Annotated in this window: 20 protein-coding genes; 9 read left to right on the plus strand and 11 right to left on the minus strand. The window is 40.6% G+C overall.

The features are described from left to right. Positions 1 to 262 precede the first annotated feature (262 nt). Positions 263 to 703 (plus strand): MerR family transcriptional regulator, encoded by a 441-nt coding sequence (locus ACP7A0_RS16060; protein WP_034620022.1) that lies wholly within the window; start codon positions 263 to 265, stop codon positions 701 to 703. Between the two features lie 58 nt (positions 704 to 761). Continuing rightward, entirely contained in the window at positions 762 to 2,093 is a 1,332-nt protein-coding gene (locus ACP7A0_RS16065; RefSeq protein WP_012009419.1) for a hemolysin family protein, read from the plus strand. Between the two features lie 39 nt (positions 2,094 to 2,132). Here the strand turns inward: ACP7A0_RS16065 and ACP7A0_RS16070 are convergent, their stop codons facing one another. Next, positions 2,133 to 2,735 (minus strand): lysophospholipid acyltransferase family protein, encoded by a 603-nt coding sequence (locus tag ACP7A0_RS16070; RefSeq protein ID WP_034663683.1) that lies wholly within the window; start codon positions 2,733 to 2,735, stop codon positions 2,133 to 2,135. Between the two features lie 372 nt (positions 2,736 to 3,107). Here ACP7A0_RS16070 and ACP7A0_RS16075 point away from each other — a divergent pair, with 372 nt between their 5' ends. Genes ACP7A0_RS16075 through ACP7A0_RS16085 form a run of 3 tightly spaced genes read left to right on the plus strand, consistent with a single transcriptional unit; the run spans position 3,108 to position 4,928 of the window. Then, positions 3,108 to 3,599: a sigma-70 family RNA polymerase sigma factor gene (locus ACP7A0_RS16075; RefSeq protein ID WP_003211938.1), complete on the plus strand. Its 492-nt coding sequence runs from the start codon at positions 3,108 to 3,110 to the stop codon at positions 3,597 to 3,599. Next, positions 3,592 to 4,650: an anti-sigma factor gene (locus tag ACP7A0_RS16080; RefSeq protein ID WP_034663685.1), complete on the plus strand. Its 1,059-nt coding sequence runs from the start codon at positions 3,592 to 3,594 to the stop codon at positions 4,648 to 4,650. Before ACP7A0_RS16075 ends, ACP7A0_RS16080 begins: the two co-directional genes overlap by 8 nt. Then, a complete protein-coding gene (locus ACP7A0_RS16085) occupies positions 4,638 to 4,928 on the plus strand; it encodes a hypothetical protein (RefSeq protein WP_034663689.1) in 291 nt (96 codons plus the stop codon). Before ACP7A0_RS16080 ends, ACP7A0_RS16085 begins: the two co-directional genes overlap by 13 nt. 140 nt (positions 4,929 to 5,068) lie before the next feature. On the opposite strand, the gene ACP7A0_RS16090 is transcribed toward ACP7A0_RS16085, so the two are convergent. Then, positions 5,069 to 5,902, minus strand: a complete 834-nt coding sequence (locus ACP7A0_RS16090; RefSeq protein WP_375567160.1) for a LysM peptidoglycan-binding domain-containing protein — start codon at positions 5,900 to 5,902, stop codon at positions 5,069 to 5,071. A 353-nt stretch (positions 5,903 to 6,255) separates the two neighbouring features. Here ACP7A0_RS16090 and ACP7A0_RS16095 point away from each other — a divergent pair, with 353 nt between their 5' ends. Continuing rightward, positions 6,256 to 7,620, plus strand: coding sequence for an alkaline phosphatase (locus tag ACP7A0_RS16095; protein ID WP_375567159.1), 1,365 nt, complete (start codon positions 6,256 to 6,258; stop codon positions 7,618 to 7,620). Positions 7,621 to 7,668: 48 nt separating this feature from the next. Here ACP7A0_RS16095 and ACP7A0_RS16100 read toward each other — a convergent pair whose 3' ends face one another. Beyond that, positions 7,669 to 9,093: a SpoVR family protein gene (locus ACP7A0_RS16100; protein ID WP_374955730.1), complete on the minus strand. Its 1,425-nt coding sequence runs from the start codon at positions 9,091 to 9,093 to the stop codon at positions 7,669 to 7,671. Between the two features lie 67 nt (positions 9,094 to 9,160). Beyond that, the gene (locus tag ACP7A0_RS16105) at positions 9,161 to 10,360 is read right to left on the minus strand and encodes a globin domain-containing protein (protein WP_106156927.1); all 1,200 of its coding nucleotides are present in this window, start codon (positions 10,358 to 10,360) and stop codon (positions 9,161 to 9,163) included. Positions 10,361 to 10,544: 184 nt separating this feature from the next. On the opposite strand from ACP7A0_RS16105, the gene ACP7A0_RS16110 reads away from it, so the two are divergent. Both ACP7A0_RS16110 and ACP7A0_RS16115 read left to right on the plus strand, forming a co-directional pair. Further along, positions 10,545 to 10,976, plus strand: coding sequence for an Rrf2 family transcriptional regulator (locus tag ACP7A0_RS16110; RefSeq protein WP_034663719.1), 432 nt, complete (start codon positions 10,545 to 10,547; stop codon positions 10,974 to 10,976). A gap of 159 nt (positions 10,977 to 11,135) precedes the next feature. Continuing rightward, on the plus strand, positions 11,136 to 12,611 hold the full coding sequence (locus ACP7A0_RS16115) for a catalase (protein WP_066031106.1): 1,476 nt from the start codon (positions 11,136 to 11,138) through the stop codon (positions 12,609 to 12,611). Between the two features lie 40 nt (positions 12,612 to 12,651). On the opposite strand, the gene ACP7A0_RS16120 is transcribed toward ACP7A0_RS16115, so the two are convergent. Next, entirely contained in the window at positions 12,652 to 13,035 is a 384-nt protein-coding gene (locus tag ACP7A0_RS16120) for a YqzG/YhdC family protein (protein ID WP_060595857.1), read from the minus strand. Between the two features lie 128 nt (positions 13,036 to 13,163). Here ACP7A0_RS16120 and ACP7A0_RS16125 point away from each other — a divergent pair, with 128 nt between their 5' ends. Continuing rightward, the gene (locus ACP7A0_RS16125; RefSeq protein ID WP_024426598.1) at positions 13,164 to 13,412 is read left to right on the plus strand and encodes a YhdB family protein; all 249 of its coding nucleotides are present in this window, start codon (positions 13,164 to 13,166) and stop codon (positions 13,410 to 13,412) included. A gap of 35 nt (positions 13,413 to 13,447) precedes the next feature. Here ACP7A0_RS16125 and ACP7A0_RS16130 read toward each other — a convergent pair whose 3' ends face one another. From ACP7A0_RS16130 to glpK, 6 genes are all read right to left on the minus strand, one after another. Further along, on the minus strand, positions 13,448 to 14,332 hold the full coding sequence (locus tag ACP7A0_RS16130; protein ID WP_060595855.1) for a GNAT family N-acetyltransferase: 885 nt from the start codon (positions 14,330 to 14,332) through the stop codon (positions 13,448 to 13,450). A 251-nt stretch (positions 14,333 to 14,583) separates the two neighbouring features. After that, positions 14,584 to 15,234 carry a response regulator gene (locus ACP7A0_RS16135; protein ID WP_106031618.1) on the minus strand — a complete coding sequence of 217 codons (651 nt, stop codon included), beginning with the start codon at positions 15,232 to 15,234 and terminating at the stop codon, positions 14,584 to 14,586. After that, positions 15,231 to 16,376: a GAF domain-containing sensor histidine kinase gene (locus ACP7A0_RS16140; protein ID WP_066031107.1), complete on the minus strand. Its 1,146-nt coding sequence runs from the start codon at positions 16,374 to 16,376 to the stop codon at positions 15,231 to 15,233. The genes ACP7A0_RS16135 and ACP7A0_RS16140 overlap by 4 nt, the downstream gene beginning before the upstream one ends. Positions 16,377 to 16,527: 151 nt before the next feature. Next, a complete protein-coding gene (locus ACP7A0_RS16145; RefSeq protein WP_066031108.1) occupies positions 16,528 to 18,273 on the minus strand; it encodes a phospho-sugar mutase in 1,746 nt (581 codons plus the stop codon). Positions 18,274 to 18,415: 142 nt separating this feature from the next. Continuing rightward, positions 18,416 to 20,077 (minus strand): glycerol-3-phosphate dehydrogenase, encoded by a 1,662-nt coding sequence (gene glpD / locus ACP7A0_RS16150; RefSeq protein WP_375567156.1) that lies wholly within the window; start codon positions 20,075 to 20,077, stop codon positions 18,416 to 18,418. 139 nt (positions 20,078 to 20,216) lie between these two features. Then, entirely contained in the window at positions 20,217 to 21,713 is a 1,497-nt protein-coding gene (gene glpK, locus ACP7A0_RS16155) for a glycerol kinase GlpK (RefSeq protein ID WP_106036599.1), read from the minus strand. Between the last annotated feature and the right edge of the window lie 5 nt (positions 21,714 to 21,718).

Raw genomic sequence — 21,718 nt, forward strand, 5'->3', positions numbered from 1 at the left:
AACTGATTAAATAAGACTACATTGAGGGCCCCACTTAACCACCTCCGGTTCACGTATAAATCCGCCTCTCTACATATATATGAAACGGTATTCATTTTATCTTACCATAAATAATCTGAAAATTCCTGTATCACCATGTTAAATTTGACAGGACAATCTAGACTGAGAAATCCCTCTCTAATGTTCATATCGGCAGGAAATATGAACAATTAACTTGTATTTCAGACTCGAATTATATTAAACTATTTTCATAAACTATAACGTGACGGTTAGGAGGAGATGTTCAGATGGGGCTGAGAAAAAGTATCGTATTGGTGAACTAGCACAGATTGCACAGGTGACGAAACGAACTGTAGATTATTATACAAATCTAGGTTTGCTTGCGCCTGTTAGATCTTGCTCAAATTATCGTTATTACGATGAACATGCTTTAAAACGATTACAATTAATCGTTCTTTGCAAACAGCAGAGATTGGCTCTTTCTGACATCAAATCCAGATTAGATGAACAATTCCCTTCTCAAAAGGAAGATCCTGATGAACTTGTCCATTTAACCTCTGATATCGATCGGATGAACGAGCATATGGACCGCATTTTGGTACGTTGTAAGCAGCTTCAGCCAGAACAACGTGAAAAATTAAAAGAGCAGCTTACACCTGAAAAGATGACGGCTGTCCAATCATTTTTACTGCTGTTAAGTTAAAATTTTTACTAAACAGGAGGTGTTACCTTCGTTCTCAAAGTCAGAACGAAGGCCTTAATTGGACATAGTTAATTTACTTATAGTTGCTTTGCTTATAGCTTTAACCGCATTTTTCGTAGCATCAGAGTTTGCGATCATTCGCTTAAGAAGCTCAAGAATTGATCAGTTAATCGCAGAAGGTAATAAAACAGCAGTTGCTGTCAAGCATGTCACGACTCACCTTGATGAGTATCTGTCGGCCTGTCAGCTCGGTATTACCATTACCGCCCTTGGTATTGGTTGGTTAGGGGAAGAAACAATTGCACACATGCTTGCTCCACTATTTGTAGAGCTGTCCATTCCTCAATCAGCTAGTTCTATTGTCACTTTTATTATTGCGTTTAGTATTATGACGTTTTTACACGTTGTGGTTGGAGAACTTGCACCAAAAACACTCGCCATTCAAAAGGCGGAGCAAGTATCTCTTCTTTTTGCTAGACCGCTTATGATTTTTTACAAAGTGATGTTCCCGTTTATCTGGGTATTAAATGGATCTGCTCGTTTGTTAACAAAAGCGTTCGGTCTTCAGCAAGTTTCTGAGCATGACATGGCGCACTCTGAAGAAGAATTGCGGATTATTTTATCAGAGAGCTATAAAAGCGGCGAAATTAACCAGTCTGAATTCAAATATGTAAATAAAATTTTTGAATTTGATGACCGTCTGGCGAAAGAAATTATGATTCCTCGTACCGAAGTTGTCAGCTTCCCTCATGATATTACCATTGAGGAAATGCTGAAGGTGACCAAGGTAGAAAAATATACACGTTATCCAATTGAAGATGGCGATAAAGATAACATGATTGGTGTTCTGAACATTAAAGAGGTTCTCACTGCCTGCATTAGCGGTGAGTGTTCTACAAGTGATACAATCGAAAAGTTTGTCAACCCGATTATTCATGTGATTGAAACAGTTCCTGTACATGATTTATTGCTCAAAATGCAGCGTGAACGTGTACACATGGCGATTTTATCAGATGAATACGGCGGTACAGCAGGTCTTGTGACTGTAGAAGACATCCTTGAAGAAATCGTCGGTGAAATTCGTGATGAATTCGATATTGATGAAATCAACGAAGTGCGTAAACTTGGAGAAGACCATTACATCTTTGATGGAAAGGTTCTAGTTGACCAAGTCAACCTGCTCTTAGGTACGCAGCTTGATAACGAAGAGGTCGATACGATCGGCGGATGGTTTCTTACACAGAAATATGAAGTTGAGAAAAATGACACCATTCGTGAACAAGGCTATGAATTTATCATTAATGAAGTCGATGGACACCATGTGGTATATATCGAAGTCAAAAAGTTAAATGAACAATTAGCAGAAGCCGCTGAAGAAGGCGCTTCTTAAGAAAAAAACGACCCTTGCCAAAGCAAGCGGTCGTTTTTCTTATGCCTTTTCCATTAATTGAGCTTCAAGTTCTTTAATTCTCGTGTTTAATACTTCCGTCATGGCACCTAACCGTTCTTTTGGCGGCAGATGCTCAAATTCTGACTGCTCAATCGGTTCACCGATAATTAAGCGCATTTTCCCCTTTTTGAAAAGACTTTTCGCATTGGACGGTCCTTTGTACGCTGCTGGAACGATTGGCGCTTTACCGAGCTGGGCAATGGTGACCGCACCTCTTTTTAAAGGTACATCCTCTGTTGTACGTGTTCCGCTTGGAAAAATCCCAACGATCTTCCCCTCTTTTAATAATTTAATGGGCGTTTTAATACTGCTTGGCCCAGGATTCTCTCGATCAACTGGAAAGGCATGAATCTTCTTTAAAAATCCACCGATCCATTTATTTGCAAACAATTCTTTTTTCGACATGTAGTGGATCTCAAACGGAAGAATCCCTGCGCCTAATGCAAGAACATCCACAAAACCCTCATGTGTACATGCAATGACAAACCCCCGATCCGTTGGCAGATTCTCTTTTTGATATACTTTGATTCCGCCTCGGAGAGAAAATAATACTTTGATGGTATAGCCTGAAAATTTATACATAGTGCACTTCCTTTGTTTGAAGAATGAAGGATTTGTTTCTATTATAACAAATTTTTTATTACCTGGTACTAAAAATTTCATGAAACAGCCAAACCATCACATCATTTTTCGTTAAGAATCACCGTTCTTTCTGTATCCAGGTCCATGGTTTTAGGAGAGAATAGAAGAGGAATTGTGTCCAATTTTGTCGTTTTTTAAGGTTTTTTCCTGATTTGTTCTATTGAAAATGCTTTATAAATGGCGTAAATTTCGCTATGATAAGGAGAAATGATTTTGATTCGGCGAAAGAGATGAGTAATGTACGGTATTGAGAAGTTTCGTGCAACTTTATGCCTTTCTTATGCGTGTATAACATAGAGGGGAGAAAAATCAGTGACGATCGATGAAATTTATCAAATGTATATGAACGATGTTTACAGGTTTCTGCTCTCCATGACAAAAGACAAACATTTGGCAGAAGACTTATTGCAGGAAACCTTTATGCGTGCTTATATACATATTCATTCCTACGACCATAGCAAAGTGAAACCTTGGTTATTTCAGGTGGCACGAAATGCTTTTATTGATTATGTCAGGAAACATAAAAAAGAAGTGACCATATCGGATGATCTAATTGGCGGCCTTTTACAAACGTCTGTACAAAGCCCTGCTGAACAGGTTGAAATAAAAGAAGTCCTCAACATGTATTTGGAGCAGCTTCCAGATAACTACAAGGAAGCGTTGACATTGTATTATTTAAAAGAACTGAACTACAAGGAAGCATCCAAGGTCATGAATATTACTGAAGCAAATTTTAAAAGTGTTTTATTTCGTGCAAGGCAGCGCCTAAAAGCACTTTACAACAGAGGTGTTAATGATGAATGAAGAGTTTAACAAGCGATGGGAACAATATAATAATGGTGAGATGAACGAGGAAGAAATGATGGCGTTTGAAGAAGAACTTGAAGAAAACGAAAAACGCTTAAGTCAGGAACTGAACGACTCGGATTGGACAGATTTTTCCATCAGTCCTGAAAAGCAAAAAGCCATCTTACAATACGGAAAAAGAAAGTCTTATTTACGTATTTCCGTGCTTGCTGTCATATCGACACTCATTATTTTACCGCTTTGTACATTAGGAAGTTATCTATACTACGGTGTTGGCGGAGCAGAGAGCAAAGGGAATCACTTCATGGAAACAGCCGCTGTAACAGTCGCTTTGACGAAACCAAACGTGGCGATTGATATGAAGGATTTAAAAGGCCAGGTCAAGCTTTTTGGGATGAACACCGAATTGAAGCTGCAAAAACAAATTGGCAATAAAACAGAAGCCATTGGCAGTGAACAAATTGAGATGTTTTTCGATAAATTAAAGCAGCCTACCATCTCGTATTATGGTGACAGCGCACGCGATACGGAGGATTTCTTTACCCATCCTTCGGCGCAGCCAGATGCATCAAAAAAACAAACACTCACTACTTTAGACAAGCTTCCTGAAGGAACAGTCAGTGAAGTGTATGTATCCTATGACAAAGCTTATACACCAAAGGACGTTTATTCCTTTGCTAAAAAATATGATATGAAAGTGCTCTGGAATGCGATTAAAACAGAGGATTCATTAAGCGGGAATCAGCGGCCAATCGGCTTCCCTGGGAAAGACTCTGAATTCTTAAAAGAGCTTCAGCACACATCAAAAACAGAGGTAGATCAATTTAAAGATGCCCTTGCTTATGTGGATCAGCACCCAACCTGGGCAAAAACGATCTCTGGCAGACCTGAACTGGATCTGTCAAACCGAATACGCTATATCAACCAAAATGGTGTCACGATTTATGGCTCTGTGATCACAGGTCCTTCGAAAGAAATCGAGAAATTTGTGAAGACAAAACGCATTAAAACGGCAAAAGTGAGCGAGGTGGAATTATGGAATTGGTAAGAATTTTTAAAGAGCATAATGTATTTGGCTGGATTTCCGTCGGTACAGCGATATTATCCCTGCTCATGCTGAACCTCGCCATTATCAGCAACGTGACATTTTATTCTTTTCAGATGCTTCCTTTTGCAATGGCCGCAGTTCCATTTGGCATTATTGAACTGTTCATTAAAAAAGGCCGTACAGGCCCAGGGTTCCTCGGTGTCGTACTGAATATCTTTGTTATTGTTTGTGTCTACACCATCGTATCGATCGATGTCGATCTTCAATTAGGTTTTTAAATCTCATTAGATGAATAGCCAGTGTTACTTGACTAACGCCAAGCAGCACTGGCTTTTTGGTATTTTCTTAAATATACCCAACGGTAAGTCTACAGCGCAAATAAAAAGAGACTGCTTCATAAGCAGTCTCTTAGAATAAATTAGTTCACAAATGTTTTCGCTCCAAGGTAAATCGGCTTCCAGTAGCTTGAATTCATATTACTGATCGTCACACCATCAGAAGCAGCATGAATAAACTTGTTGTTCCCAATGTAGACACCCATGTGAGATGGACCCGATTTATATGTTGTAAAGAACACGAAATCGCCAACCTTTGGTGTTGATACGCTTTTCATTGATCCCCAGAAACCTTCAGTTGTTTGTCTTGAAATCTTTTTTTGTTTATTAATGATATACCACATAAACCCGCTGCAATCAAAGCCCTTTGGTGTCGTTCCACCCCATCTATATGGTGTGCCATTGTGCGCTTTAGCATCTGCTACAAGCTTAGACGTGTTTAAAGAAGAAGCAGAAACTGTTTTTTCTTTAACAGGTGTTGTCTTCACTTTTTTAGATGTCTTTTTGACCTTTAGCTTTTGCCCAATTTTGATCAGGTTTGTTCTGAGTTTATTTAACGATTTCAGCTCTTTTACAGTCATGCCGTACTTTTTGCCGATTTTAGATAATGTATCACCTTTAACAACTTTATGAGTAGCTGTCGCTGACGCCGCTTTTACTTTTGTTGTTGTTTTTGATGTTTTCGTAGTTTTTTTTGAGGAAGTACCATTTACTTTTAAAGTTTGTCCAACATAAATCGTGTTAGATTTCAGCTTATTATCTGATTTAATCTTGCTCACACTTGTTTTGTATTTTTTCGCTAGAACAGAAAGAGAGTCACCTTTTTGAACTTTTACTGATTGTGCTGAGGCAGCTCCGGCAAATAATGTCGTCCCAAGTAGAACTGCACTTGCAGCTGTGATCAATTGTTTTTTCATTTGTTCCTCCTGTATGTATCTATCGTGATCCGAATTTTATCTACTTACTATTATAAGGATCAAATACCAGAAGAAATAGTCTTGACTTCCTACGACATTATGCTTATTAATTCGGCAAAATTTATTTTTTTTTAGGGTTCTTTATATTTCATTTTCATTACACAATCATGACAAAATAAACGCAACTTGTCATGGATAAATGATACATTCATTTCTCTTTTTGGTCCATTCTATGTAAAGTGGACCTTTACAATTTTAAAGTGAACTTTACGATCCTGTAAATGGGAATCCACAATTCTGCTCTACCATTGTAAACGTAAGAGCGATACATAAACAATGAGGAGGCAAAATGAATGAGTGTGTTGAAAAGCTCGAAAACGAAAATCGCTGCAGTAGCGGCAGCATCTGTGCTATCGATTGGCATTTTTTCAGGGATTGAATTTGGACAGGCTGACAAAGCAGAGGCTAAAAAGAAGCCAAAAAATGACGTGCAAAATGTGATCGTGCTGATCGGGGATGGCATGGGAACTCCTTATCTTTCAACTTACCGTTCATTTAAACACAACGGAGACCTTTCAAAACAAACAGCGTTTGACCCTTACCACACTGGCATGCACAAAACATACCCTAACGACTCTAAAAGCAATATCACCGATTCTGCCGCAGCTGGTACAGCTATGGCAACTGGTAAAAAGACTTACAACAATGCGATCGGTGTAAATAAAAACGGCAAAAAATTAAAAACAGTTCTAGAAGAAGCAAAACGGAAGGGAAAATCTACAGGTCTTGTCGTGACCTCTGAATTAACAAATGCCACTCCTGCTGCGTATGCGGCTCACGATGTATCGAGAAAAAACACAGCAGCCATCGCTGATGATTTCTTCGATGAAAAAATCGGAAAACAGCATACAGTCGATGTCATGCTTGGCGGAGGTCTTGTCGATTTTGTCCGGAAGGATCGTGATTTGACGAAAGAATTCAAGCAAGCCGGATATGATTATGTCACCAATAAAGATGCCTTACAAAAAAACAAAAATCAAAAGGTGCTAGGCATTTTTGCTGACGGTGGTCTTGATAAAGCGATTGATCGTGATAAAAAGACCCCTTCCCTGCAAGACATGACGTCCTCAGCCATTAAACAGCTGTCTAAAAACAAAAAAGGATTTTTCCTTATGGTTGAAGGCAGCCAAATTGACTGGGCTGGACATGATCATGATATTGTCAGTGCAATGAGTGAAATGAAGGATTTTGAAAAAGCATTTGAAGAAGCCATTCGTTTTGCAAAAAAGGATAAAAATACGTTAGTCATCACCACTGCCGATCATTCAACTGGCGGACTTTCCTTCGGAGCAGACGGCTCGAGCAGCTGGGATTACAAACCGGTAAAAGCAGCGAAAAAGACGCCTGACTTTATTGCAAACAAAATTGTCAGCGGCATGCCTGTTGAATCAGCGCTGAAACAATATATCGATCTTGAATTTACAAAAGAAGAAATAGCCTCCATTCAAAAGGCTTCTGAAACAAAGGATGCTGTTAAAATTGATGATGCGATTGAAGAAGTGATCAACATGAGATCACATACAGGCTGGACAACATCAGGTCATACGGGTGATGAAGTTCCATTCTTTGCATATGGCCCAACAAGCCAAAAGCTAAAAGGTCTGATGGAAAACACCGATCAAGCAAAACACATTTTCAAACTGCTGAAAAACCAATAAAACGGGCAAAAAAGATGTCTGCTAAGAGACATCTTTTTTTGGTCTTTTTTAAGCGAGATATTTCCTATGAACCCCTTTTCCATCATACGAAAACATGACTTCTTTTCCTTCAAGAACTGATTCGATATGCACACTTCTTCCCCATAGCTGATGCAAATAAGGGAGTACTTTTTCTAAGTATTTCAGATCTAGTTCAATGCCTTCATACCAATGTTTAATATAGAGTTCATTGTTTTTTAAATAGTCGCCATCCATCACGGTCAAATAAGGAAAGCCGCCATTGACCCTCATGCTGACTAGCTGATCACGAACAGCCTTCCATTCTTTATCGATGACTTTATAGTCTCTCCCTTGTTTTTGAAACAAGTACAAATCTTCTCTCATCACAAGGTCTTTTGTTAAGTAATTTCGAATAAAGGAAATATCTGATTCAATTTCCCTGACTTCAAACATTTTGCTGCGGCCCGATCCTTCTGTCACCCCTGCTTTTTTTAATTCTTCACATGGGTTGTCATAGCGCTCTTCGATATCTTCAAAAATCTTCAGACCTAAATAGTAAGGATTGATGCCTGTTTTAGATGGCTGCACCACGCCTGCATTTAATTTGGCAAACTCAATCGATTCACTTGAATCTAAATCAAGCTCACGCATAATCCGCTGATGCCAATACGATGCCCAGCCTTCATTCATAATCTTTGTTTCCAGCTGCGGCCAAAAATAGAGCATTTCCTCCCTCAGCATGGTGAGGACGTCCCGCTGCCACGGCTCTAGCTCCCGGGAGTGCGCCTCAATAAAGAGCAAAATATCTTTTTCCGGCTTTGGTGGAAATTGCTTGACGATTTTCTTTTTCTCATGCGTCTTCGGCTCATCCATTCCCCACAAATCATCATACGGCGTCTGACGTTTTGGTTTATCATCTTCACATTCTTCTTCATCGTCCATATTCCAGCTTAGTTTTGAACGAACAAGAGACGGATCAATATGCTCCTGTAGAGCCAATACGGCGTCTAAAAAGGATTCCACTTCTTTTGTTCCATGAAGATGCTCATATTCTTTGATCCGCTCTGCCGCTGCTGACATGCTTTCTACCATGTCTCGTTTTGTGTTTTGGAAACGGCAATTATTTTTGAAGAAATCACAGTGTGCCAGTACATGAGCCACAATTAATTTATTTTGAACAAGCGTGTTGTTATCAAGTAGAAAGGCGTAGCAAGGATTTGAATTGATGACCAGCTCATAAATTTTGCTTAACCCTAAATCATAATGAAGCTTCATTTTATGAAATTGCTTCCCAAAGCTCCAGTGGCTGAATCGTGTTGGCATTCCGTATGCACCGAACGTATAAATAATTTCCGCGGGACAGATTTCATACCTCATCGGATAAAAATCTAGACCAAATCCATCTGCAATTTCTGTAATTTCATCAATGGCTCTTTGTAAAAGACGTTTTTCAGATACGCTCAAGGAAACCATCCCTCCTCATCGGACTTATCCCTACTATATGAGCGCACCTAAAAAAACATGATGTTCCGCCATTCGTTTAGACGACTTCCATTTCTTTCGTGGATTGCCCGCCGAATGACTCGAAATGAATATTCTGTTCTGGAATTCCCAGCTCTTTTAGCATATGAATCATCTCCTGTGTAAACACCGGGGAACCGCATAGATAAAATTGGCCTTTCCCTTCTCCAATCACTGATTGAAGGAATGGACGGTCAATGCGGGAAGCTGCCTTTTCAACAAGCTCACCCTTACCAGGCTGTACAAATTGTTCATTACATAAGATGATGCGACCATGAGAAGCTGCAGCTAGAACGCTTTCAAATTCATTTTCAAAAGCAGTTACATCCTCTAATCGATCTGCATGAATCATTGTAAACGGCTGGCTGTTTTGCGCTGCTGTTTTCATTAAACCGATCATTGGTGTGACACCAGAACCAGCACTAATAAAATAAACAGGCTCTTTAGTGTCTTCTTGCAAACAGAACATTCCCTGCGGCATACTCACTTGAAGAACGTCCCCTTCTTCCATTTCATCATGCAAAAATGTAGACACATGACCATCACGCTTTACTGTAATGCGGTAATAAGAAGGATGATGCTGATCAGATAAGCTATATTGTCTGCTGCACATATAAGCTTCACCCGGCATATCTGCCTGTACCGTAACATATTGGCCTGCTTCATACATTGGCAGCTCTGATTCATCTTCTGGTACTAAGTAAAAGGAGATCAGCGATGGAGATTCCTGTACCTTTTTCTTAATCACAAACGGCTTCACATCTGCCCATCCGCCAGTTTGCTTTACATTCTCCTCCATCATTTCTGCTTCAATCGTGATAAAAATATTTGCAATAATGTCATATGCGGCCTTCCAAGCTAAAAGCGTGTCATCTTTTTCCGTTAAACCAAACACTTCTTTCATCGCTTCAATGAGGTGATATCCGACGATTGGATATTGCTCTTTTTTGACCATCACACTGACATGCTTATGGGCAATCTGTTTGACCGCAGGAAGTAATTCTTCTAATCGATCGATGTGCAGTGCTGCTTGATATAGTGTCGCAGCAAGCGCCTCTGGCTGACTTCCGTTCATGAGGTTTGTTTTATTAAATTGATTGAGTAGTTCTGGGTGCTGCCGAATCATATTTTGATAAAAAACAGTCACAAGTTTGGTTCCCTCAGCTTTTAATAGAGGGGCTGATTGTTTAATGGCATTCATTTGATCTTTAGATAACATCGTCATTCCTTCTTTCAAAAAGGTGTATTTTAAATACATCTTTATCGTAATGGATGACAGCTTATAAAAGCAATATTTATAATACATGTTTTAAATGTTGTCACATTTAACACTTTCTCGAACAGTTTTTGTCTAAAATGTGTTACGATGATACAAAACTCTATCAGGTTTAGAGGTCGTCAAAATGAAACTAACGAATTATACAGATTTCTCATTAAGAGTACTCATTTATTTAGCATCAAGAGAAAACAATGAACTGTCAAATATTCAGCAGATCGCCGATGTTTATGGCATTTCTAAAAATCATCTGACTAAGGTGATTTATCATCTTGGAAAACGCGGGTATGTGGAAACGATCCGTGGAAGAAATGGCGGGATTAGGCTTGGGAAAAGCCCAGAAAGCATTAATATTGGAGAAGTTGTCCGTTATACTGAGGATGATTTAGTCATGGTTGAATGCTTTGATTCAAAGAAAAACAGCTGTATCATCTCTCCGATTTGTTCATTAAAGCATGTACTTCATGAAGCACTTACTGCTTACTTACGCGTTCTTGATCAATACACATTAAAAGATTTAACTCAAAACAAAGATGCTCTTAGAGAGCTCCTCCTTTAGGCGAAAGAATTCTTTTCTTTCGTCTTTTTCTTTACCTTCTTGTAATAATAATTAATTTAAAATTATTATAAATAAATATTGACTATCAGGTTTGATTTAATATAATTAGGGTATATAGATTACTAGAAATCATTTTTTTGTTTACAGGAGGAGAAAAGAATGACAAATTCAAATCATAAAAATTTGACAACGAATCAAGGCGTGCCTGTTGGCGATAACCAAAACTCAAGAACAGCTGGTCACCGCGGACCTACATTTCTTGATGATTACCATTTGATTGAAAAACTTGCACACTTCGATCGTGAACGTATTCCAGAGCGTGTCGTTCATGCAAGAGGCGCCGGCGCTTATGGTGTGTTTGAAGTTGAAAATAGCATGGAGAAACATACAAAAGCTGACTTCTTAAGTGAAGAAGGAAAACAGACAGACGTTTTTGTTCGCTTCTCAACAGTTATTCATCCTAAAGGTTCACCTGAAACATTGCGTGACCCGCGCGGCTTTGCTGTCAAATTTTACACAGAAGAAGGTAACTATGATCTAGTTGGTAACAACTTGCCGATCTTCTTTATACGTGATGCATTGAAATTCCCTGATATGGTTCACTCTCTCAAGCCAGATCCTGTAACCAATATCCAAGATCCTGACCGTTATTGGGATTTTATGACCTTAACACCTGAATCAACTCATATGCTCACATGGCTCTTCTCTGATGAAGGAATCCCTGCGAGTTACGCTGAAATGCGCGGTTCTGGTGTGCATACATTTAGATGGGTCAACAAATATGGAGAAACAAAATATGTGAAATATCACTGGAGACCTTCAGAAGGTATTCGCAATTTATCTATGGAAGAAGCAGCAGAAATCCAAGCGAATGATTTCCAGCATGCGACAAGAGATTTATATGACCGCATTGAAAATGGCCATTACCCAGCATGGGACTTATATGTCCAGCTGATGCCGCTTAGCGATTATGATGACCTTGACTATGATCCATGTGATCCAACAAAGACATGGAGCGAGGAAGATTATCCGCTTCAAAAAGTAGGACGCATGACACTCAACCGCAATCCTGAGAACTTCTTTGCTGAAACAGAGCAATCTGCTTTCACGCCAAGTGCACTTGTTCCAGGAATCGAAGCATCAGAAGATAAACTGCTTCAAGGCCGTCTGTTCTCATATCCTGATACGCAGCGTCATCGTCTTGGTGCAAACTACATGCGCATTCCGGTGAACTGTCCTTATGCACCAGTACACAATAATCAGCAGGATGGCTTTATGACAACGACTCGTCCAAGCGGTCATATTAACTATGAACCAAACCGTTACGATGATCAGCCAAAAGAAAATCCTCACTACAAAGAAAGTGAGCAAGTTCTTCACGGTGACCGTATGGTGAGACAAAAAATTGAAAAACCGAACGATTTCAAACAAGCTGGGGAAAAATATCGAAGCTACTCTGAAGAAGAGAAGCAAGCATTGATCAAAAACCTAACAGCTGACCTGAAAGATGTAAATGACAAAACAAAATTACTTGCGATCTGCAACTTCTATCGTGCAGACGAAGACTACGGACAACGATTAGCCGATTCACTTGGTGTGGATATTCGCTCATACCTTCAAGGAAGCATGAAATAATTGATCCGTAATGAGCACCTCTTTATTAGAGGTGCTTTTTTTATAGCCGGAATACGTTAATACTAATCAAATGACCGGTCACCGGGTGAAAATAGATTTCTGCATGTGCGGCGAAAAGCGTTGAGCCTTCCTTCACGGTGACGCGAAACACATCTTTTGTCTGATCTTCATTTACTTGTGTACGCCCAATATATTGATAATCGTTTAAAGCGGCGCCTTCATATTCCTCTTGCAACGCTGTGTACGCAAGTCTTTCCCAATTTTCAACAGGCTGCATCGCTGCATTTGCTGCAGGATGGATCATGAAAATGCCATACAAAACCATTCCTGCTGCAAAAGGCATCCACCATTTCGGCTGCATAATATCATTGATCTCACTTTCATGTATATTTTGTTTATGTTTTGCTGGTCGATCCTTTTTCATACATGAAGCATTTATTCAGCCTAAAATTCCCGGTACATGATTAATGCGGACACCAACTTTTCCCCTGAAAATGTCGATATGTTCCGAGCAAACTAATGAGGACTTCTCAAGGGAAAGGAGAAGGTTTGATGAATGTGGCGGATTATGATAAAGCACTTTATTATACGCATCGCTCGCAATGGGATAATTTACTTATTCTTATGGTACGTACGCAAGATGACTTGCTCTCGAAACGTATTGAGCATTTCTTACACGCGTATCAATTTAACCGGAACGATGCTGATGTTGAAAAATGTTTATATGGGCTCCTGCAGTACATTGACCATGCTTCAGAGGCTGCTGCTTCTGAAGTTTATTCACAACCGATGTACACATAAAGAAAAAGGCTGATTATCAGCCTTTTTACATACACTTAGCAGTGCGCAGTGATTGGAAGCATAAAGTGGTCTTTTACCCATTCTTTTTTTGTATAAATAAACAGCGCATCCTCGTCATTTGGCGCCATAACCACATGTAAGCCGTCAATTGACGTATCAGGTGTAAAATAGAATATCACTTTTTCCGTCGTTTCATTCACAATATGTGCAACAACTTCCTCTATATTTTGCGGCTGGAGAGAAATGATATCAAAGACATGTATGGTTTCATTTTCTTCATTCATCAGGACAATGGTATCCAACGCTTCAATATAGAAAATGGCATCCGGCCAAACGAATGTAAAATAAAACATCAATAAGCTGCCATGGTCTTCAGCATCTAATTTCATTGATCCCGTTTGACGTTTTTCTGCGAACTGTTCAAGTAATGGCAGGTCATGTTCCAACGTCAGCTGCTTTTTGCGCATGTCCTTTTTCATTTGAATGGCGCTTTTGCCGATATTTAGACTAAATTCGCTTTCGTGGTAACGGGTAAAGCCGAATCTTGGATAAAAATCCAGTACAGTTTCATTGGCAAAAAGAAAAATCATATCATAGTCATTTTCGTACGTATCCATAATATGCTGCATTAACTTTGTCGCTAATCCTTTATGGCGGTAGGCTTGATCCGTCATCACCGTGCCAATTTGAACAGCTCGATACGTTTGGCCATCAATGATCAGGGACATGAGGTAGACGGAAGCGTTTGAGATCACTTTCCCGTGATGGACAAAGGAATAAGGAATATATTTTTCATCCCAGTACCCTCTTTTATACCAGTCACTAAAATCCAAATCAAATGTATTGATCGCTAACGCATTAAAGCTTTCTTTCAATTTGTCATCATGGCGATAACCATTCACTAATTCATATGTCTCCACTTTGTTCCCTCCTTTTTTAAATTCACCTTTAGTCAGCCGGTTCATCACCTCCCTCAAAATAAAAAAAGACTTGATGAGCATATACTCATCAAGCCTTTTATCGTTTCATTATTAGAAATTAGACTGGACATGCTTCTCTTTTTACGCAAAAGGGCACGTCAAATAAACCAACATCTGTGCTCTTTTTTATTCAATTCATTGAATTGAATGTGCGCTTAAAAGTTTTAGCATAACGACTAAATTCCCTTCTGTCATAGCAGCTCTTTCGGCTGATTTTTTTGATAATCCACTGCATACAGAGCCGCTTGTGTACGATCTGCCAGCTCTAGTTTTGATAATACATGAGATACGTGTGTTTTGACAGTCTTTTCAGAAATAAACAGTGATGAGGCAATTTCTTTATTGCTTTTCCCCTTTGCAATTTCGAATAAGACATCTCGCTCTCTATTGGTCAGCTCTTTCATTAACTTCCATTTTTGCTCTTTTGGCTCAGTCAAATGCTGCACAAGAAAGTTGGTGATATGAGCATCTAATTGATAGGTGCCCTTTTGTACGTCAATCATTGTCGTAAGGAGCTTTTCTGGCGCTACATCCTTGAGCTGATAGGCTTTTGCCCCTGCTTGAATAGCGGGAATAACATAATCTTTATCCGCATAGCTTGTCAGAATCACAATGCGGGTATCGGGCATTTCCAGCATCATTTGTTTCGTGGCTTCAATACCATTCATCACAGGCATCGATAGATCCATTAGAACGATGTCAGGCCGCGTTTGTCTGACAACTTCTAATGCTTCTTCTCCATTAGAAGCCTCACCAACGATTTCGACGTCAGGCTGTGTCTGCAAGAAAAACACAAGCCCTTTTCTCACAATATGATGATCATCTGCAATCACGACTCTCATGACGACCCCTTCCTTTCTTGAGAAAATGGCACCTTCACTTGAATGGTGGTTCCTTTACCGAGCTCAGACTCTATACAAAATGTTCCACCAGCTCTTTTGATACGGTCAGACATGCCTTTCAGACCAAGTGAAGGGAGGCTCATTTGCTCGTCATACTGAAACCCTTTTCCGCGGTCGATAATTTTCATCTCAAACGTGTCTTTTGATTGTTCAAGCTGGACCTTGACTTCCTCTACTCCCGCATGTTTTTGACAATTATTCAGCGCTTCTTGGCATACCCGAAACAACGTTTCATGCTGCGAATGATCCATCTCCATACAGCCTAATAACGATAATGTACAGCGTAATCCTAAAAGCTTTGCATACTCTTGAATTCCTGTAGTGAATCCTTTTTCAAGTCCTCTTGGCCTTAGCTGCCAAATGAGTGACCGCATTTCAACCAGTGCATCTTGTGACAAATGCTGAATAAAATCAATCATTTCCCCTAGATTCTGATCATTAGTCATTTGACGGGCAGCTTTAGCAGTCAGACTGACTGAAAATAGCATCTGGTTGACGGAATCATGTAAGTCCTGTGCAAGCCGGTTTCTTTCTTCCAAAAGAGCATGTTGATGTTCGTTTTGCACAAGCTTCATCCGTTGAATGGCGGTACCAATTTGAAGCGCAATGCTTTCAAGCAAGTTCAATTCTTCTTGCGTAAATGTGACTTTTCCTTTTGCCGCCACATTCAATAATCCGAACGTACGCTTACATGCTTTGAGGGGAACCGTCGCATGATGCGTAATTCCTTCAGTATCCCCAAGCTGCTTTTTCATCGCCGTTTCGATGCGTTTACAATTCATAATGTTTGTGGCAGATTGAAGTGAACCTTTTGTGTATCGATTGATGCAATAGCAATCGTTTTGGCACATGAGCTGTTTTTGATGCTTTGCCAGCGCTTCGGGTAAGGAGACCTCTGCCATCAATTCGTACGAACCGTCTTTTTCTATAAAATAAATCCATGCTGAATGAAAGCCTGTGACATCCATCAGCATATGGAGCACTTCATGAAGCGTATCTTTCATTTCCGTGCCTTCATTTAGCTTTTCAGCAATTTCTTTTAACGTTTTTAATGTTTCAACCTTCTCTTGATATTCTCCCATACTGTTTACCCCCGGCATTTGCTGCCTTCTCTTTTCATTACGCTCATTATATCATGAGCATTCTGCCGGTTCTTTCGCTAAAAGGATGATTTTTTCTCATCCTTTTGACTGAGAAAAAGCCATCATGCATTCACACGATGGCCTTGTTTGTTTATTTAGCTGTTTCTTCCACAATCTCATAAACGACTTTCATCACTTCTTCTGACAGATGCTTCAGCTTTTCTTCGCTATCTGTTAAAGATGTACCTTTGACTGCAATATAAAATTTCACTTTAGGCTCAGTGCCGGAAGGTCTTAAGCAGAACCACGAGCCATCCTCAAGGAAATATTTCAGCACGTTTGAAGCTGGCAGGTGAATGGTTTCTTCTTTCTTTTCGGCAACGAGGTGTCTTTGACTTGATTGGTAATCCTCGATGACAGTGATGCGCTGACCCGCGATAGCAGCTGGTGGATTTGTTCTAAAGGTATGAAGGATCGCTGAAATTTGCTCTGCTCCTTCTTTTCCTTTTAAGGTTAACGACTTTAACCCTTCCCGGTAAAATCCAAACTCCTTGAACATATCGACAAGCGCGTCGTACAAGGACTTGCCTTGTTTTTTATAGAAAGCAGCGACTTCGACAGCTAACAGCGCCGCTTGCACCGCATCTTTATCTCGGGCAAAGTCACCGATCAAATAGCCATAGCTTTCTTCGTACCCGAATTGAAACGTGTATTCTCCGCTCTCTTCGAATTGCTTGATTTTTTCTCCAATAAATTTAAAACCAGTAAGCGTGTCAATCGTATGGGCACCAAATGCTGAAGCAACAGCACGCCCAAGCTCACTTGTGACAATCGTTTTCATCACAACGGGACGAGGCGGCAGCTGACCAAGCTTTTGTTTTTCAGACAATAAATAATGGAGCAGCAGGGCTCCTGTTTGGTTGCCTGTTAAGACGGTAAACTCTCCATCATGATCTCTGACCGCAATGCCTAACCTATCCGCATCTGGGTCTGTTGCAATGAGGATATCAGCATTCTGCTTTTCGCCAAGCTTGATGGCATACTCAAATGCTGCATGCTCCTCTGGATTTGGCGATGTCACTGTTGAAAATTGCGGATCTGGTTTTTCCTGTTCAGGCACAACGGTCACATGCTGATAGCCTAAAGCCTGAAGCCCTTTTCGGACAGGCTGGTTGGCCGTACCATGAAGCGGGGTAAAAACGACTTTGACATCGACCTCACCTGCCAGCTCAGGGTGGACACTGATGGTTTTTAATTTTTCAATATACGCATGATCGATTTCTTCTCCGATCATCTTGATCAGCCCTTGTTGTTTTAACGTTTCTTCTGAATCAACTGAAATCGACAGTTCATTTTCTATTGCATCTACTTCTTGAATGACTTGATCTGCTTGAAGTGGAGGCAGCTGTCCGCCGTCTTCTCCATATACTTTATAGCCATTATATTCTGGTGGATTATGACTTGCTGTTACGACAATCCCAGCAAATGCATTCAGCTCTCGAACAGCAAAGGAGAGCTCCGGTGTTGGACGCAGTTCGTCAAATACGTATGTTTGAATGCCCTGTGAAGCAAGAGTTTTGGCTGCTTCCATCGCAAATTCAGGCGATTTATGGCGTGAATCATATGCAATGGCGACGCCTCTTCTTTTTGCATCCTCTCCATGTTTCGCAATATACGCAGCAAGGCCTGCAGATGCTTTACGAACCGTGTACACATTCATTCGGTTCGTGCCGGCACCAATCTCTCCGCGCATTCCTCCAGTGCCGAACTCAAGGTTTTTGTAGAAACAGTCTTCAAGTGCTAATTGATCATCTTGATGTGCCTCCAGCCATTCCCTTAGCTCAGTATCCAGGTGCTTCTCATTGATCCATCGCTCATAATTCGTCTTCCAACTCATGGTCGTCCTCCCAGCTCTTATCATCAATAAAATACATCTACTGTTATTTTATATGGAATCATCCTTTATGTCATGCTATATCATTGGCAGATGAAGAAAATGCTGAACAAATAAAAAAGCCGATACATGATCGGCTTTTCTTTTATTCAGCATCAAGTGGTACAACTGCTTCATGGAATAGTTGATCTAATTCTGTTTGATGTTTCTGTTTTGCTGCTTCATCCCAGCCAAAACGCTCTGCCATATAGTCAACGACAGGCTGTGCATATTTTTTCGCCCAGTTGATATTAAATAATAGGCTTCCTGTTCTTCTTAAGAAGAAATCAACAGGGGTAACAGCTAATTCTTCTTCGATTGCATAGACAAGCTCTGCCAGTACATACGCTGGAATGTTTCGTTTGTCTGCTTCACCTTGAAGCTGCTCTACACGCTTGAAGAGACTGCTGACGTTTGAGCCATATTTTTCAGCGAGTTTTTGAGCAATCGGTTCTGTTAAACCAACAGATACTCCTTCTGCTGTTTTCGCTTGGACAAAGGATGCCATATTTTTAGACCCGCCTACATGACCGCCTGAAATTGGCATATGCTTTGTTTTACATGGCCCGAAGTCTTTGCCCGTTTCTTCTTTCAGTCCATCACGTACGAGATTCACAATGTGCTCAGCCATTTTGCGGTAGCCTGTTAATTTACCGCCAGCAATGGTAATTAAGCCTGAAGATGATGTCCATACTTCATCCTTACGAGAAATTTCTGAAGGGTCTTTGCCCTCTTCATGAATGAGTGGACGAAGACCAGCCCAGTTAGATTCAACATCTTTTTCTGTAATATTGAGATCAGGGAACATGTATTGAATCGCTTTGATGACATAATCACGATCTGCTTTTGTCATACGCGGATGTTCCAGCTGCTTTTTGTACACTGTATCTGTTGTTCCAACGTACGTTTTGCCTTCTCTTGGAATCGCAAAGACCATACGTTTATCAGGTGTGTCAAAGTAGATCGCTTGTTTTAATGGGAAGACTGATTGGTCGAATACTAAGTGAATACCTTTTGTATGCTGTAAGTGCTTCCCTTCTTTTGAGTGATCCTTGTCTCTTAGCTGATCGACCCATGGACCTGTCGCATTGACGATTTTCTTCGCATACACATCGTAGGTTTTCTGCGTCATGACATCTTCAATGACAACACCGACAACTTTGCCTGTATCATAAATAAATTCTTTTACTTTCGCATAGTTGACCGCTTCTGCCCCGAATTTCACAGCTTCTTTCATGACTTCGATTGTCAGGCGTGCATCATCTGTACGGTATTCAACATAGTAGCCGCCGCCTTTTAAGCCGTCCTTTTTCACAAGCGGTTCTTTTGCAAGTGTTTCCTTCGCACTTAGCATGCTTCTGCGTTCGCTATGCTTTACACCAGCTAAAAAGTCATACACTCTAAGCCCAATGGATGTTGAAAACTTACCGAATGTCCCGCCTTTATGCATCGGAAGAAGCATCCATTCTGGTCTTGTCACATGAGGACCGTTTTCGTATACAATGGCACGCTCTTTACCGACCTCTGCGACCATCTTCACTTCGAATTGTTTTAAATAACGAAGTCCACCGTGCACTAGTTTCGTTGAGCGGCTAGACGTACCTGCTGCGAAATCCTGCATTTCTGCAAGGCCAACGCGCATCCCGCGTGAAGCCGCATCAAGTGCTGTACCAGCGCCTGTAATACCCCCGCCAATGATAAACACATCATATGGTTTTTTTGTCATTTCCTGCAGCATTTGTTCCCTTTCTAAGCTAGAAAAAGTCATCTCTTGTTCCTCCCATGTTGTACGGTAAAGAAAAAGAGACCGCAAACACCCAAAGCGTATTTCTACACTTCGGTGCCTGCGGTCTCTCCAGTTCTCCAACCGTTCTATTAACTTACTTGAAGTATACCATACTTTTGGTTTATTTGAAAGCTTGAGCTGCTTTTACAGCCTTTTTCCACCCGCTGTATAACGAGTCACGGCTGTCCTCTTCCATCTTAGGGTCAAAGCGCTTGTCAAGGTTCCATTGTTTTGCAATGTCTGAACGGTCGTTCCAGAAGCCAACTGCTATTCCCGCAAGATAGGCCGCACCGAGTGCCGTCGTTTCATTAATTTCTGGACGCTCTACAGGCACATCCAACAGATCACTTTGGAAGCCCATTAAGAAATCATTCTTCACAGCTCCGCCATCAACGCGCAATGTTTTTAATGAAATGTTTGAATCCTTTTCCATCGCATCTAACACATCTTTCGTTTGATAAGCAAGTGATTCTAACGTTGCTCGGACAAAGTGCTCTTTAGAAGTACCGCGTGTTAACCCGAAAACAGCGCCTCTGACATCACTATCCCAGTATGGTGTGCCTAGACCAACGAATGCCGGAACGACATATACGCCCTCTGTTGACTCAACGCGCTCTGCATATGTTTCGCTGTCTTTCGAGTCTTTAAACATTCTCAGTCCGTCACGCAGCCACTGAATCGCTGAGCCAGCAACGAAAATACTTCCTTCTAAAGCATATTCAACTTTGCCGTCAATGCCCCATGCAATCGTCGTTAATAAACCATGATCCGACTTAATGGCTTTTTCCCCTGTATTCATCAACATGAAACATCCTGTACCATATGTGTTCTTCGCCATTCCTTCTTCAAAGCAAGCCTGACCGAATAAAGCAGCCTGCTGATCTCCCGCCGCTCCTGCAATCGGAATATTTCTGCCGAAGAAGTGATAGTCTGTTGTTTCACCATAAATGTGTGAAGATGGTTTCACCTCCGGAAGCATAGATGCAGGTACGCCAAGGATATCAAGTAATTCTTCATCCCATTTCAGATCGTAAATGTTGAACATTAACGTTCTTGACGCATTGGAATAATCTGTGACGTGTGATTTACCGCCTGTCATCTTCCAAATAAGCCAAGTATCGATTGTGCCAAACAGTAAGTCGCCATTTTCTGCTTTCTCACGGGCACCTTCTACATTGTCTAAAATCCATTTGACCTTTGTACCTGAGAAATAAGCATCGATGAGAAGACCTGTTTTATTTCTAAACGTTTCATTGTGTCCTTGCGCTTTTAAATCTTCACAAATGCCAGACGTTTGTCTTGACTGCCAAACAATTGCATTGTAAATAGGTGCGCCTGTATGTTTATCCCAAACAACAGCTGTCTCACGCTGGTTCGTAATTCCGATACCAGCGATTTGGTCTGCTTCAATTCCTGATTCAATTAAAGCTGTTGAAATGACCGATAGAACAGAGCTCCAAATTTCATTTGCATTGTGTTCTACCCAGCCTGGGTTCGGAAAATATTGATTAAATTCCTTCTGAGCTGTATGTGCAATTTTGCCTTCTTGATCAAATAAGATTGCTCTTGAGCTTGTGGTCCCTTGATCTAATGCAAGAATATATTTTTCTTTTGTCATGATGT

The sequence above is a fragment of the Bacillus sp. DWP3-1 genome (assembly GCF_049896565.1).
Lineage (GTDB): Bacteria > Bacillota > Bacilli > Bacillales > Bacillaceae > Bacillus.

Bases quoted from the DNA above. Each gene is read 5' to 3' on its own strand.
- ACP7A0_RS16145 (WP_066031108.1), bottom strand. From the start codon at position 18,273: ATGAGTTGGAAGACGAATTATGAGCGATGGATCAATGAGAAGCACCTG.
- glpK (WP_106036599.1), bottom strand. From the start codon at position 21,713: ATGACAAAAGAAAAATATATTCTTGCATTAGATCAAGGGACCACAAGC.
- ACP7A0_RS16110 (WP_034663719.1), top strand. From the start codon at position 10,545: ATGAAACTAACGAATTATACAGATTTCTCATTAAGAGTACTCATTTAT.
- ACP7A0_RS16105 (WP_106156927.1), bottom strand. From the start codon at position 10,360: ATGTTATCTAAAGATCAAATGAATGCCATTAAACAATCAGCCCCTCTA.
- ACP7A0_RS16140 (WP_066031107.1), bottom strand. From the start codon at position 16,376: ATGGGAGAATATCAAGAGAAGGTTGAAACATTAAAAACGTTAAAAGAA.
- ACP7A0_RS16095 (WP_375567159.1), top strand. From the start codon at position 6,256: ATGAGTGTGTTGAAAAGCTCGAAAACGAAAATCGCTGCAGTAGCGGCA.
- ACP7A0_RS16070 (WP_034663683.1), bottom strand. From the start codon at position 2,735: ATGTATAAATTTTCAGGCTATACCATCAAAGTATTATTTTCTCTCCGA.
- ACP7A0_RS16090 (WP_375567160.1), bottom strand. From the start codon at position 5,902: ATGAAAAAACAATTGATCACAGCTGCAAGTGCAGTTCTACTTGGGACG.
- ACP7A0_RS16080 (WP_034663685.1), top strand. From the start codon at position 3,592: ATGAATGAAGAGTTTAACAAGCGATGGGAACAATATAATAATGGTGAG.
- ACP7A0_RS16115 (WP_066031106.1), top strand. From the start codon at position 11,136: ATGACAAATTCAAATCATAAAAATTTGACAACGAATCAAGGCGTGCCT.
- ACP7A0_RS16125 (WP_024426598.1), top strand. From the start codon at position 13,164: ATGAATGTGGCGGATTATGATAAAGCACTTTATTATACGCATCGCTCG.
- ACP7A0_RS16085 (WP_034663689.1), top strand. From the start codon at position 4,638: ATGGAATTGGTAAGAATTTTTAAAGAGCATAATGTATTTGGCTGGATT.
- glpD (WP_375567156.1), bottom strand. From the start codon at position 20,077: ATGACTTTTTCTAGCTTAGAAAGGGAACAAATGCTGCAGGAAATGACA.
- ACP7A0_RS16120 (WP_060595857.1), bottom strand. From the start codon at position 13,035: ATGAAAAAGGATCGACCAGCAAAACATAAACAAAATATACATGAAAGT.
- ACP7A0_RS16135 (WP_106031618.1), bottom strand. From the start codon at position 15,234: ATGAGAGTCGTGATTGCAGATGATCATCATATTGTGAGAAAAGGGCTT.
- ACP7A0_RS16100 (WP_374955730.1), bottom strand. From the start codon at position 9,093: ATGGTTTCCTTGAGCGTATCTGAAAAACGTCTTTTACAAAGAGCCATT.